Source organism: Coraliomargarita sinensis (genome assembly GCF_003185655.1).
In the GTDB taxonomy this organism is placed as follows: Bacteria; Verrucomicrobiota; Verrucomicrobiia; order Opitutales; family Coraliomargaritaceae; genus Coraliomargarita_B; species Coraliomargarita_B sinensis.
Genome location: NZ_QHJQ01000005.1, coordinates 70,394 through 84,346 on the forward strand (window position 1 = coordinate 70,394; position 13,953 = coordinate 84,346).

General features: G+C 54.6%; 13 protein-coding genes. 12 read left to right on the plus strand and 1 reads right to left on the minus strand.

The features are described 5' to 3' along the window. Positions 1 to 17: 17 nt before the first annotated feature. Positions 18 to 2,165, minus strand: a complete 2,148-nt coding sequence (locus tag DDZ13_RS08320; RefSeq protein WP_158279848.1) for a methylmalonyl-CoA mutase family protein — start codon at positions 2,163 to 2,165, stop codon at positions 18 to 20. A 130-nt stretch (positions 2,166 to 2,295) separates the two neighbouring features. Between DDZ13_RS08320 and mce the strand changes: the two genes are divergently transcribed. The 12 genes from mce to DDZ13_RS08380 all read left to right on the plus strand — a co-directional run bounded on the left by mce (position 2,296) and on the right by DDZ13_RS08380 (position 13,941). After that, complete coding sequence (gene mce / locus DDZ13_RS08325) at positions 2,296 to 2,700, plus strand: methylmalonyl-CoA epimerase (RefSeq protein ID WP_110130988.1); 405 nt, start codon at positions 2,296 to 2,298, stop codon at positions 2,698 to 2,700. A gap of 32 nt (positions 2,701 to 2,732) precedes the next feature. Beyond that, positions 2,733 to 4,283, plus strand: coding sequence for an acyl-CoA carboxylase subunit beta (locus DDZ13_RS08330; protein ID WP_110130989.1), 1,551 nt, complete (start codon positions 2,733 to 2,735; stop codon positions 4,281 to 4,283). A gap of 34 nt (positions 4,284 to 4,317) precedes the next feature. After that, positions 4,318 to 4,764: an OadG family transporter subunit gene (locus DDZ13_RS08335; protein ID WP_110130990.1), complete on the plus strand. Its 447-nt coding sequence runs from the start codon at positions 4,318 to 4,320 to the stop codon at positions 4,762 to 4,764. A 27-nt stretch (positions 4,765 to 4,791) separates the two neighbouring features. Continuing rightward, positions 4,792 to 5,190: a biotin/lipoyl-containing protein gene (locus tag DDZ13_RS08340; RefSeq protein ID WP_199221086.1), complete on the plus strand. Its 399-nt coding sequence runs from the start codon at positions 4,792 to 4,794 to the stop codon at positions 5,188 to 5,190. A gap of 20 nt (positions 5,191 to 5,210) precedes the next feature. After that, positions 5,211 to 6,383, plus strand: a complete 1,173-nt coding sequence (locus tag DDZ13_RS08345; RefSeq protein WP_110130992.1) for a sodium ion-translocating decarboxylase subunit beta — start codon at positions 5,211 to 5,213, stop codon at positions 6,381 to 6,383. A 37-nt stretch (positions 6,384 to 6,420) separates the two neighbouring features. Continuing rightward, entirely contained in the window at positions 6,421 to 7,923 is a 1,503-nt protein-coding gene (locus tag DDZ13_RS08350; RefSeq protein ID WP_110131147.1) for a butyryl-CoA:acetate CoA transferase, read from the plus strand. 148 nt (positions 7,924 to 8,071) lie between these two features. Further along, positions 8,072 to 9,043 (plus strand): methylmalonyl Co-A mutase-associated GTPase MeaB, encoded by a 972-nt coding sequence (meaB, locus tag DDZ13_RS08355; RefSeq protein ID WP_110130993.1) that lies wholly within the window; start codon positions 8,072 to 8,074, stop codon positions 9,041 to 9,043. Between the two features lie 94 nt (positions 9,044 to 9,137). Further along, positions 9,138 to 9,494, plus strand: coding sequence for a DUF2237 family protein (locus tag DDZ13_RS08360; RefSeq protein ID WP_110130994.1), 357 nt, complete (start codon positions 9,138 to 9,140; stop codon positions 9,492 to 9,494). Between the two features lie 104 nt (positions 9,495 to 9,598). Then, the gene (locus tag DDZ13_RS08365) at positions 9,599 to 10,066 is read left to right on the plus strand and encodes a hypothetical protein (RefSeq protein ID WP_110130995.1); all 468 of its coding nucleotides are present in this window, start codon (positions 9,599 to 9,601) and stop codon (positions 10,064 to 10,066) included. An 11-nt stretch (positions 10,067 to 10,077) separates the two neighbouring features. After that, positions 10,078 to 10,521, plus strand: a complete 444-nt coding sequence (locus DDZ13_RS08370; protein ID WP_233246123.1) for a 23S rRNA (pseudouridine(1915)-N(3))-methyltransferase RlmH — start codon at positions 10,078 to 10,080, stop codon at positions 10,519 to 10,521. A gap of 95 nt (positions 10,522 to 10,616) precedes the next feature. Further along, entirely contained in the window at positions 10,617 to 12,119 is a 1,503-nt protein-coding gene (locus DDZ13_RS08375) for a sulfatase family protein (RefSeq protein WP_110131149.1), read from the plus strand. 85 nt (positions 12,120 to 12,204) lie between these two features. Then, a complete protein-coding gene (locus DDZ13_RS08380; RefSeq protein ID WP_110130996.1) occupies positions 12,205 to 13,941 on the plus strand; it encodes an arylsulfatase in 1,737 nt (578 codons plus the stop codon). The last annotated feature ends 12 nt before the right edge of the window (positions 13,942 to 13,953 follow it).

Consider the following 13,953-nt stretch of genomic DNA (forward strand, 5'->3'; position numbering starts at 1 on the left):
TTGGATCAGTTGTCCGTTTACAGGACGCCGAGGCCTTCGAGGTATCGGCGGTTGACTTCATAATTGTTCGACTTGACGAAGATATAGTCATCCATGCCGGCAGCACGGTAAGCCTCTTCCTGGTCGCCCGGAAAGCCGGCAAGCACGACCTGCATGTCCGGCATGGCTTGCTTGATCGCCTGGGCAAAGTCGGGGAATTGCGCCTCATAGTCGGCATCGGTTCCGCAGACAACGGTGATGCCCGCACCGGACGCCTCCAGTGCGGCAACCGCATCCTCAGGGCTTTCAAATCCCGCCGGTGAGATGATTTCAAAGCCGCCTGCGGCGAAGAACCCTCGGGTAAAGTCGGCTCTTAATTTGTGCCGGCGAAGCGGTCCCAGGTTGGTGAGGAATATCTTCGGCGCTGTGCCGCTGGCTTCGGCAAACTTCTGGGATGCTGCGCGGAGGGACTCATAGCCCTGGGCGAGGCGCATGCTCGGAAGGGGTTTGATTGCCTCGGTTGGCTCAGCGCTGGCCCGGATGGTGCGGGTGACCTCCCCGATGGTGGCCCCGTCGATAAAAGCATCGACAAGCGTCTCAACGGCATTCTCGCGCGTGGACTCGAGGATCTTCTCTAGCGCAGCCATAACCCTGACATCGGTGTCCTCGTCCGTCGCGGTGCGGGCGTCGGCGATTTCCTTGGCGCGTTGGTCACGAAGTTCAGCATAGTCCGGAATGCGGCTTTCCAGTTCTTTTTCTTCCAGGTTGGGATAGACGTTGGTGCCGATCAGGCTGGCTCGCCGTTGGTTGAGTTGTTGATGGTTCGATGCGTCGGTGGCCGCCAGTTTTTCGGCGATAAAGCCGTTTGTGAGTGCATCGGTCATGCCACCCTGGGCATCGATTTCCTGAAAGAAGGACCAGGACTTTTCACTGACTTCGTTGGTCAGCCACTCGATCGCCCAGGACCCGCCGGCCGGGTCGACTACCGAGGTGAGTTCGCATTCTTCCTGTAGGATGACTTGAGTGTTACGTGAGATCCGGCGACTGAATGCATCCGGGACACGGGCCACTTCATCGAAGTTGCCGACGCACATACTGTCGACCCCTCCGATAACCCCACTGAGTGCCTCCGTGGTGGTGCGGAGCATGTTCACATATGGGTCTTTTTGTGTTTTGTTATAAAGCCCGGTACGCGCGTGCATGTGAATCTTTTGCGCTTCCTTACCGCCTCCAAAGGCGGCGACCACTTGTGCCCAGAGCACCCGGGCAGCCCGCAGTTTGGCAATTTCCATGAAGAAGTTGCCGCCGATCGCGAAGCTGAAGCGGATTTGTTTGGCCGCATCATCCACGGATAAACCACGCTCTGTCAGTTCGGTGAGATAAGCCGCTCCGGTAGCCAGGGCGATGCCGAGTTCTTCTACGGCCGAAGCACCAGCCTGATGATATGGCAGGGTGGAGACTCCGACGGCCTGTACGCCTGGCGCGTGCTTTGTGCAATGTTCTGCGAGTACAGCTTGTTCTTCAAAGAGTGAGCCCAGGTCCGCAGGCGCTTGACCTGCGGCGGCTTTGACCGCGATCGGGTCCATCCCGAGACTGCCTTTTACTTTGGCGGGGTCGGCACCGATGGCCTTCAGCCAGGCGAAGAAAAGTGAGCCAACCGCCATGCCGGAGCAGCCGGTGCGGAGGTGAAAGCTGACCGCCTCCGGAACGATATCCTTGAAAGCGGCCTTGATGTCTTCGAGGCAGGCGAGTGAGAGGCCACAGGCTCCGACCTCGCCCACATGAGCCGCATCCGGATCGAGCCCCTTCAATGTGGCGATGTCGAGGATGACGTTCAATGCGTTTTGCCCGCGCATCAGATCGGCTGTCGCGGCCCGGTTGAAATCGATCGGTGTGCCGTAGGGGAGTTCCTGGGCGATTTCCCAGGGTTCTGCACTGTAGCCGGCAGCACTTGTGCCACGCAGATAACTGTCGAAACCGGGAAGAGTGTTCGCGGCAGGCAGATTTTCCAGGACGTCTTTCCAAAAGATAGGCTCCAGAAGAATGCCCTCCGGAGTCATGCGCTTCATGAGCTTATCAAATGGCGCGCCTTTCAACAGCTTTTCGGCAGCTTCCCGCCACTCTTGTTTCGTTGGTGCGGTGAACTCCTTAAGGAGTCCGGCATTGTCGTTTGATGCCTTTTTCATCATTATTCAGGTAAATTCTGGTTTTCTTTATGGCGATTGGAGAAAACTTTGTCAATAAGATAAATTAATATAAAAATGTATTGACGTAAGCATATCTTATCTCAAATATGGCGACTAACCTGAGAAAATTATGATAACAAAAATTGATCATCTCGGCATCGCCGTAAAAAATCTGGATGAAAGCATTGCCTATTATGAGAGCGCTTTGGGCCTCCACTGTCACGGTCGTGAAGAGGTCGCTTCCCAAAAAGTAAAGACTGCTTTTTTTGAAGCAGGTGAGGTCCATCTTGAACTTCTTGAGCCGACTTCGGACGAAAGTCCGATCGCCAAGTTTTTGGAAAAAAACGGCGAAGGCATTCACCACATCGCATTTGCGGTGGAAGATATTGAAGACCAATTAAAGAAAGCATCTGAAGCGGGAGTACGCCTGATACATGAGGTGCCCTTCGAAGGTGCTGCTGATAAGCTGGTCGCATTTTTACATCCCAAATCCACTCACGGGGTGCTGACTGAATTTTGCATGCCTAAACAATAAAGGCTCTGCTATAACTGCAACAGGAGAATACCATGGCAATAAACCCTAAATTACTCGAAGAGTTGAAAGAGCGGCGTGCAAAGGCACGAAAAGCCGGTGGCGAAGGCAAGCTCGCAAAACGTCACGAAAAAGGAATGATGAGCGCGCGTGAACGCCTGGAGACCTTTTTCGACGAAGGCACCTTTCAGGAATTCGGCATGCATGCCGAGCACAGTTGCCATCGTTTCGGCATGGAGAAGAAAGAACTTCCCTATGACGGTGTTGTGTGTGGTACCGGTCTTGTCGACAGTCGTCCGGTGGCGGCCTATTCGCAGGACTTCACTGTGAGTGGTGGGTCTTTGGGGCGCATTCATGCCAAAAAAATTTGCGACCTGATGGACTTTGCCCATGAGGCGGGAATGCCGGTCGTAGGTGTCAATGATTCCGGAGGGGCGAGGATTCAGGAGGGCGTCGATTCACTGAGCGGTTACGGGCAGGTTTTCTTCAAGAATGTTCTGCTTTCCGGGGTGGTGCCCCAGGTTGCCATTATTGCCGGGCCATGTGCCGGTGGGGCCGCTTATTCGCCTGCGCTGACGGATTTCCTTATCATGACCAAGGACAATGCAAATATGTTTATTTGCGGGCCGGACGTGATTAAGGCGGCAACGGGAGAAAGCGCCGAGTTGGAGCAGTTTGCCTCGGCGGCCGCCCATGCCAGCATCTCCGGTAATATCCATCTTGTGGCTGACGATGACAAGCATGCCATGGAACTGACGGCCAAGCTGTTATCATTCCTGCCCAGTAACAATATTTCGGATCCACCCCACGAGTTTCAGAACCTGGACCTTTCCGATGACCCCGAGTTGAATGAGATTGTGCCGGCTAGCAGTAAGGAGGCGCTCGATACAATGGCGGTGATTGACCGTCTGGTCGACGATGGTGATTTCTTCGAGATTATGCCGGACTTCGCACGGAACATCATCGTCGGTTTCGCACGGATCGAGGGTATCGTCGTTGGCATCGTGGCCAACAATTCAATGGTCAAGGCGGGCACCCTTGATATCGACAGTTCAGATAAAGCGGCCCGCTTCATTAGGACCTGTAATGTCTATAATATTCCCATTGTTTCTCTGGTCGACATTCCGGGTTTCATGCCGGGGCTGGCGCAGGAGCAGGGCGGTATCATTCGCCACGGAGCCAAGATGCTCTTCGCTTATGCGGCGGCAACCGTTCCTAAGATTACTCTGATTATGCGGAAGGCCTACGGTGGCGCTTATCTGGCGATGTGTTCCTCCGACTTGGGAGCGGACATGGTCTTTGCCTGGCCGACAGCTGAGATTGCGGTGATGGGAGCGGAAGGGGCCGCTAAGATTCTCTACCGAAAAGAGATTCAGGAAGCGGAGGATCCGAAGGCGAAAACGGCGGAGCTCTGTGAGGCTTACCGGGAAGAATTCTCCTCGCCTTACCAGGCGGCGGCCAATGCCATGATTACCGATGTGATCGAACCGGCCCAATCCCGGGCAGCAGTGGCACTGGCACTGAGAAACACACTGAGTAAGCGTGACACACGGCCGCCGAAGAAACACGGTAATATTCCGCTATGATCAATTACCCTGACGAACCCGAAACGATTAAACTATGATTCATTCAATATCAGTCTTGGCACAGCTTGCCGGTGATGCATCCGCCGGGCCAAAGCCGGGCGGCGTGGTGATTGTCGGTTTTCTTTTTGTTGTCATCGTGCTGGCGCTACTCGCATCCGTAACCTCGGCCATCGGGGCTTGGTTTACCAAACAGGCAGCGAAAAATGCAGCGCAGGCCGCTGCTGCGGCCAAGTCGACTGCGGAGGCGTTTTCCCAGTCAGCTTCCGCGGGCTCCGCGTCTTCGGCTGCTACTGAAGACAGTGCCACCGGCGATAAGACTGACACGGAGACAGACGACTCCGCCCTGATGGCTGTGATTGCTGCTGCAGTACACACCGTCATAGGCGATCGTCCCCACCGTGTCGTATCGATACGTTCGTCAGGACCGGGTTGGGCTCAGGAAGGACGTCGGCAAATCTTCTCTTCGCACCGTGTGCGTTAATTCAACCAATTTTAAAATCATATCATCATGAAAAACCTACGAATCACAGTTGAGGGTAAAGTTTATGAGGTCCAAGTCGAGCTGCTCGACGAAGACCACAGCGCAGCACCGGCACCACGCCGTGCGAGTTCTGCAGGCAGCACGCGAATGGCGGCTCCGGCACCAACGAAAGCACCGGCACCTGCAGCGAAGGCACCGCCAGCTTCTGCGGGAGAGGGCGTGATCGCCAGCCCGCTGGCTGCAGTGGTTGTTTCCACTGACGTGGCAGTCGGAGACACGGTTGAGGAAGGCCAAAAAGTGGTGACCCTCGAGGCCATGAAGATGAACACAATCGTCTCGGCCACAGCTTCCGGCACGGTTAAAGCCATCCTCGTCAGCGCCGGAGACGGGGTTGAAGAAGGTCAGGCACTCGTAGAAATCGCTTAATCCATTAGGAAGCCCCAGGTATGTTTGATCTGCTTCACCATTTATACGAAAACACAGGTATTAGTCACATTGACTGGCGTATGCTGGTCATGTGGCTGGTGGTTGCGGGGCTGCTTTATTTGGCAGTGTATCGAAAGTTCGAGCCTCTGCTGCTGATCCCCATCGCCTTTGGCGCACTCCTGGCCAATTTGCCGACTGAGGGTATTGTTGAGGGCATGGAGTTCGCCGGCCAGCACCACCCCATGAAAGAGGACGGTACGGGCGGACTTTTCTACTACATCTTTCAAGGGATTCACCTCGAACTCTTCCCGCCGATTATCTTTTTAGGCGTGGGTGCGTTGACCGACTTCGGACCACTGATAGCCAACCCGAAGACATTTCTGTTGGGAGCTGCAGCCCAGTTTGGCGTCTTTGGGGTGTTTATCGCGGCGGCGTTCATGAAGTACATCGGCATCGAATACAGCCTGCAGGAATGCGGCGCGATCAGTATTATCGGCGGTGCGGACGGTCCGACCTCGATCTTTCTGGCCAACAAGCTGGCCCCGCACCTGATCGGAGCGATCGCGGTCTCGGCTTACAGCTACATGGCACTAGTACCTGTGATTCAGCCACCCATCATGCGGGCGCTGACCAGTGTTAAAGAACGGGGAATTCGTATGCGCAGCCTCCGCAGAGTCAGCAAGTTGGAGAAACTGGTTTTTGCAGTCCTTATCATGATGCTCTGCATCATTCTGGTGCCAGCAGCATCTCCGCTCCTGTTTATGCTTTTCCTCGGCAATTTTATGCGCGAGTGCGGCGTGGTGGACCGTCTGAGTAAATCGGCGCAGAACGAAATTATCAACATCGTGACGATCTTTCTCGGTGCCAGTGTCGGCATCACCATGGACGGCACGTATTTCCTCACCCCGCAAACCCTCGGTATTCTGGCGCTTGGTGTGTTGGCCTTCGCCCTGGCGACTGCCTCAGGCATCTGGATGGCCAAGTTGCTGAACCTTGTTTCGAAAAATAAAATCAATCCCCTGATCGGCTCTGCCGGAGTCAGCGCGGTGCCGATGGCGGCCCGTGTTAGCCAGGTGGAAGGTCAGAAAGCCGATCCGGGTAACTTCCTCCTGATGCACGCAATGGGCCCCAATGTTGCCGGCGTGATCGGCACGGCACTGGTCGCCGGTTTCTTTATGACCGTATTTGGCTAGTATCCGATCCTTCAATACAGATTAGAAAGTAATGCAAATGGTTAGTGAACAGATTCCAGTCATTACCGCAGATGATGCGGCCGAAATGGTTAAAGATGGCGATATCATCGGCTTCAGCGGCTTTACGCCGGCTGGTGCCGCCAAAGAGATTCCCAAGGCAATCGCGCGCAAAGCCACCGGCGAGCACGAAGCAGGCCGTTCTTTCAAGATCGGGGTGGTGACCGGTGCGTCCACCGGTGACAGCCTCGACGGGGAGCTGGCACGTGCGAATGCCGTTCTTTTCCGGACGCCTTATCAAAGTGACAAGTTTCTTCGTGCCCAGATCAACAAGGGTGAGACGCACTTCTTCGATATGCATCTATCCATGCTGCCGCAGGCCGCGCGCTACGGTTTTCTCGGGAAGGTGAAATACGCGGTCATCGAGGCAGCTTCGGTCACCGAAGCGGGAGAAATCGTGCTCACCACCAGTGTGGGCGCCACCAATACTTTCTGTAATATCGCAGACAAGATCCTCATTGAATTGAACGACCAGCACCCGGCCGAACTCAAAGGGCTTCATGATATCTACGAGCCGCTCGATCCGCCGCATCGTCGTGAGATCCCGATTTATTCAGCCAGCGAGCGGATTGGCTCTCCGGTGCTCAAGGTCGATCCGTCCAAAATCGCAGGCATTGTCGAAACCAGTGCACCCGACGAGGTGGGCGGGTTCAAGGAGAGCGATCCGGTGACCCAGAAAATCGGCGAAAACGTGGCGGATTTTCTCGCGCAGGAGCTGAAGGCCGGTCGTATTCCGAAGGATTTTCTGCCGATTCAGTCCGGGGTCGGAAATATTGCCAATGCCGTGCTGGGTGCGCTGGGAGCCAATCCTGCGATTCCGGCTTTCGAGATGTATTCCGAGGTCATCCAGGACAGCGTTATCGGCTTGATGCGTGAGGGCGACATCAAGTTTGCCAGTGCCACCTCTCTGACATTATCGCCTCCTGTATTGAAGGAAGTGTATCAGGATCTGGATTTTTACAAGGAGCGGATCTTACTCCGGCCGCAGGAAATATCGAATCACCCGGAAGTGGTGCGTCGCCTGGGAATTATTTCGATCAATACTGCGATTGAGGCGGATATCTGGGGCAACGTCAATTCCACCCACGTCATGGGCAATAACCTGATGAACGGTATCGGCGGTTCCGGCGACTTTACACGGAACGCATATATCTCGATCTTTACCTGCCCGTCGACAGCCAAAGGCGGTGCGATTAGTACAATCGTGCCGATGGTGGCCCACCTCGATCACAGTGAACACAGTGTGCAGGTTATCGTGACGGAGCAGGGCATCGCCGACCTTCGCGGCAAGGACCCGATTGAACGGGCCCGCGAGATCGTGGATAAGTGTGCACATCCGGAATACCGCGATCAACTTCACGCTTACTTTGACGACGTGAAGGATGGTCACACGCCACAGACCCTCCAGACAGTCTTTGCCATGCACCAGGCTTTCATGGAAAAGAAGGATATGCGCGGCGTCGATATGACGGGTTCAAAATAACCTCAGCTGACGGTTCCCTTTATTCGGCATCGCAATCTCATCCGCGCTCCCGGTATCATGTCTCATAGAGCTTGCGCACCGCGGTACCGAGAAATTGTATTGGAGCGCGTGGTAGTCATTACGATGAGGATTAGGAATAAGAACCTGCATGCATAAGCTTCCGAATATACCTGCTCTCGTCGAAGGCATCCTTGAGGGAGACAGAGCCAGGCTGGCCCGTGGCATTACGCTGGTTGAGAGTCGGGCCGTGAAGCACCGCCCGTTGGCCCGGGAATTAATGCAGGCGATTCTACCGCACAGCGGTGGGGCGATCCGTGTCGGATTAACCGGCACACCCGGGGCGGGAAAAAGCACCTTCATCGAGGCCCTAGGCCTCTACCTTTGCGGACTGGGTAAAAAAGTGGCGGTTCTGGCCGTGGACCCGAGTAGTTCTGTCACGGGCGGGAGTATTCTGGGGGACAAGACACGAATGGAGGAGCTCTGTCGCGAGCCGAATGCCTTCATCCGGCCTTCACCTTCAGGTCGTTCGCTCGGCGGGGTCGCAGCCCGCACCCGCGAGGCGCTCTTACTCTGTGAGGCAGCGGGTTATGATGTTATCTTAGTGGAGACCGTCGGTGTGGGGCAGAGTGAGACAGCTGTGCGCACGATGACGGATTTTTTTCTCCTCCTACAGATTGCCGGGGGTGGGGATGAACTGCAGGGCATCAAGAAGGGCGTTATCGAACTGGCCGATGCCATTGTGGTGAACAAGGCTGATGGTGACAACAAGGTCCGGGCGAATCAGGCCCGTGTCGAGTTCGCGCGAATTATGCAGGTGCTGCATCCATTTACGCCGGGTTGGAAGCCGCAGGCGCTGGCCTGTTCAGCGCTGGAAAAACAAGGCATGGAAGCGATCTGGGAAATGATCCTCCGTTTCAGCGAGGAATTGAAGGAATCCGGAGTTTTCGAGCAACGCCGCCGTGAGCAAAATATCGATTGGTTCCGTTCCCTCCTGCAGCAATCGGTATTTGAGCGCTTCGCAGATGAACACAAAGAACGGATCAGCAGTATTGAATCGGCCGTCGCACAGGGTGAGTTGCCTGTTTCCAATGCCCTCGATCAGTTATTGAATGAAGCTTGAGGCGGCACGGGCCAAATGATGCGGACGGGGATGTGGTATCATTGATACGATGCTTGATTTGACAGGGCCGGTTTTCGGATGCTTCTTGCCAATTATGGCACGCAATGTTCTCGGCACCGATTTAATCACCTGCAGCACCGATCCCATGACCGGCTTTTTTCGCACCGGTCATTGCGATACCTGCGGAGAAGACGCTGGGCAGCATACCGTTTGTGCTCAAATGACCGAAGCATTTCTCGAGTTCAGCCGTTCCCGTGGCAATGATCTGACTACGCCATTGCCTGAATACGGCTTCCCCGGGCTGGAAGCGGGTGATTTTTGGTGCCTCTGCCGCAGTCGCTGGGAAGAGGCGCATGCGGAAGGCGTGGCCCCGCGCATCCGCCTTGAGGCGACGCACGCTTCAGTTCTGGAGTATCTCGATCTCGACCTGCTCAAGAGTTACGCGATCTAGGAAGTGAACCACCATGATTAAAGCTTATCGCAATAGTTGTACTTTTGACCGGATTTTTATCAGCAAAACTTGAAGCAAGGGCGACTCTGGGTTTCTTCTATCACATGGCTAAAGCATCACACCTTCTGACAAAGTCTCTCCGCCAGCTTGCGGAAAACCTGGAAAACGGTGCTGATTACAACTGGGGGAATGCGACCAAGTGTAATTGTGCCCACCTGGTGCAATGTTTGGCACCGGAACTTGCCAAGCCTGCATTGCGCGAGATCCGCCCACAACTGGATGAATGGTCAGAATTTGCGAATGACTACTGTCCACATAGTGGGGCTTCCACAGACCAGTTGCTTGGTCTTCTTTACGAGCACGGCCTGACCCACGAGGAGATACATCAGGTCGAATACCTCTCGAATCGCAAGGTCCTCGAGGCGCTACCCGGTGGGTTTCGTTATCTCGAGCATGGCAATCGACATCACGTGGCTCTCTACATGCGCACATGGGCTTCACTGCTAGAGCTCGAGCTGAAAGATGATGTCGTAAAAAAACCTTACTCAGAAGTTCAACCCGTTTTAGCATAACCCCGGTTTCTTTGTACGCCTACACAATCATTGCCGTTGGCAAAATGAAAAACCGCCATCTGGCGGCAATCTGTGATGATTTTACCAAGCGATTACAACGTCAGGGGAAATTTGAACTGATTGAGCTCAAGGACGGTGATGTCGATAGTGAAGGTCAGCGAATTCTGGACGCACTGAATAAGCGAAAGGGGGCGCGTACTTATGCTATGGCAGAAGAGGGGGCAACACTCAGTTCTATGGAGCTGGCCGGCGATTTGGGTAAGCTCCACGGTCAACCTGCTGTTTTTATTATCGGAGGGGCGTATGGGCTGAGTGATGCGGTAAAACAAAGTGCGGACACGATGCTCGCACTTTCGCCCATGACCTTTACCCACGAGATTGCCCGCATGCTGCTTTGCGAACAGCTGTATCGTGCGGTTGCTATACAAGCGGGGTCGAAATATCACCACGAATAATTTTTGCCCTGTTGAGCCCTTGGAACAGGGCAGAAAATTGAAACAAACGGTTGAAATGATTTGTCATGAAAGGGAATCACCAAAAGCCTTTTAATATGCTAAACCGTATTCTTTTTCTAGTCACTGGATTCACTACGTTATTGAGTGTCGAGCTCTTCGCGGACAGCGCTGACTTGAACGGTGCACCAGATCCACGGCCGAATATTGTCTTTTTTATCTCCGATGATATGTCCTGGGAAGATTTCGGTTGTTATGGGCACCCGTCGATTCAAACGCCCAACGTCGATAGACTGGCGGACCAAGGGATGCGCTTTGATAACGCGTACCTGACCACCAGTAGCTGCAGTCCCTCTCGTTGCAGTATCATCACCGGACGCTACCCGCACAATACGGGAGCTCCGGAGCTTCATTCCAAGCTTCCGGACGATCAGCTGCGTTTCCCGGAGCTCTTGCGTCAGGCTGGCTATTATACGGTCCTTTCGGGCAAAAACCACATGTTCAGCTATGAGGACCGGGCATTTGACCTCATGACCCGCGGGGGTGGGGCCAGTGGTTCGGAGGATTGGCTGGGCATCGTCCAGGAGCGCCCGAAGGACAAGCCCTTCTTTTTCTATTTTGCCTCCTATGACGGGCACCGTGCCTGGCACATCGACGACAAAGCTCCGGTCTACAGTCCGGAGGATGTCGTCGTGCCGCCGTATCTTGTTGATACACCTGAGGTTCGCGAGGATCTGGCCAAGTATTACCACGAAGTCAGCCGCTACGACCATTATATCGGCGTGGTCACCGAGGAATTGAAACGACAGGGGGTATTGGACAATACCCTGATCGTGGTGGCGACCGACAACGGACGTCCTTTCCCCCGTGACAAAACCTATCTTTACGACAGTGGCATCAAAACACCCTGGGTGGTGCATTACCCCGCCATGATCGACGAGCCCGCGGCGACAGATAGTCTAATCAGTGTGATTGATCTGAGTGCGACCTGTCTGGAGCTGGCTGGACTGGACATCCCCGAATCAGTTCAAGGTCGTAGTTTTACGCCCATTTTGAAGGATCCCGACTCGGTGGTACGTGAAGTGGTTTTTGCCGAACACAATTGGCACGTCTATCAGTCTCACGAGCGTATGGTGCGTTTTGACGACTACCTTTACATTAAAAACAACTACCCGGAGGAGCAGAATCTGGGGCACGAGTCGGACATGGTATATCTTTCCGGCCGTGAATTGTGGAAGGCCCATGCCGCGGGTGAGACTCTCTGGCATCAACAACAAGTTTTTGCCCATCCTTTTCCTGAGGAGCAACTCTTCCATGTCAGCCGGGATCCCAATCAGCTCTGGAATATCGTGGATGAGCCCGCCTATGCCGCCAAGCTCCAGCAGGCTCGCAGCCTACTGGCGGATTGGACCGAGCAGACCGGCGATACCATTCCGGAAAATCCCACGCCCAACCGCCGGGAACCTCCGAAAATAGTGGATGGGGAAATTATCCCGATGGGGAAGAAGCACGGACGCCAGAATCCTCACGCAGAATTCCCCGGTGCCGCCAGCAATGCGACCGAGATCAACCATCCGGGGCCGATCAAAATTGACGGTTAAGGAAAAACCGGACGGCGAACGACTTATTTCAACTGACACGAGACTCGACCTGTCGATTTTCTGGTAACACTCTTCATTTACGCGTATGACGAAGTCCCGTTTTATTCTCTCATGGCTACTGTGCCTTTTGTTATCTTCGTTGCTGAATGCGGCGACTGAAAAGCGGCCCAACGTCATTCTTATCATTACTGACGATCAGGGGTATGGCGAAATTTCAGCTCACGGGCATCCTTACTTGGAGACGCCTCATATGGATGCGCTGCATGGTGAGAGTGTGCGTTTTACGGATTTTCACGTCGATCCGACTTGTTCCCCGACACGGGCCGCACTCCTGACGGGCCGTTATTCAACCCGTACCGGGGTGTGGCACACGATCAACGGGCGATCGATGATGCGTGGCGAGGAATTAACCATGGCGGAGGTCTTCAAAGCCAACGGTTATGCTACTGCCATGATCGGCAAGTGGCACTTGGGGGCGAACTATCCCTTCCGTCCTTCGGATCAGGGATTTGAGCACACAGTTTGGCATATGGATGGCGTAATCGGAGGCAGCCCGGACTATTGGGAGAATGATTATTACGACGACCACTACATGACCAACGGCGAGTGGAAGCAGTACGAAGGTTACTGCACCGATGTCTGGTTCGAGGAAGCAACCAAATTCGTTGAAGCCAATCGGGAGGAGCCGTTCTTTCTCTACCTTTCCACGAATGCGCCGCACGGGCCTTATATCGTCGACGAACGATACTCCAAGCCTTTCATGGACCGGGGCATGCCGGAGAATTTGGCCAAGTTCTACGGAATGATTGTCAACATTGATGAGAATTTGGGCAAGTTCCGCGAACAGCTTGAGGCGATGGGAGTCGCCGAAAATACTTTGCTGATTTTTATGACGGACAACGGCACCACTGCGGGCTGGATCTGCCAAAAGTCGGGCTACGAGTATTACAACGCCGGGATGCGGGGATGGAAAAGCTCAGCCTGGGAAGGTGGGCATCGCGTGCCCATTTTCTGGCACTGGCCCGAACGTGGATGGAACGAGGGCCGTGACGTGACGGGTTTGACGGCGCACATTGATATCCTGCCCACCTTTGTCGACATACTGAATCTGAAAAAACCGGAGGGCCCTGAAATTGACGGGCAGTCATTAGGCAGACTCCTGAAGGGAGAAGAGGACATCTCGTTTGAGGACCGTTCGCTTTTTGTTCACGTGCAGCGCAGCTTTCTCCCGCCCAAATGGGACGATTCGGTGGCGATGCGTGGCGATTGGCGTCTGATCGAAGGCCAGGAACTCTACAATCTCCAGAATGACCCCGGGCAGGACAACGATGTTGCCGAAGCCCACCCCGAAGTTGTGGCGCAACTACGTAACGATTACGAGGATTGGTGGGCTTCGCTCCAACCAGCCATGGAACGAACCGTGCGCCACGTTCTGGGTGGTGGCGAAAATCCGATGACCTTGAACAGCCACGACTGGCTGATGCCGGACGAGACGGTTGCAGTCTGGCACCAGAGCCACGTACGCCGGGGAGACCTGAAAAACGGTCCCTGGGCGGTCGAGGTGGCTCAGGACGGGATTTATGAAATTTCGCTCTATCGTTGGGCTCCCTATCTCGAGAAAGCGATGGAGATGAAATCAGCCCGTCTGCGAATTGATGGGTTTGAGGTGTCCAAAGACGTTCTGAACGATGCCACATCTGCCCGTTTTCTGGTGAAATTAAACGCCGGTCCTACCATGCTCAAGACTTGGCTGGAGCGCCCCAACGGAGATGAGAGTGGGGCGTATTACTGTGATGTTCGATACGTCGGGCCATCGAAGTAGGACCTCACACGC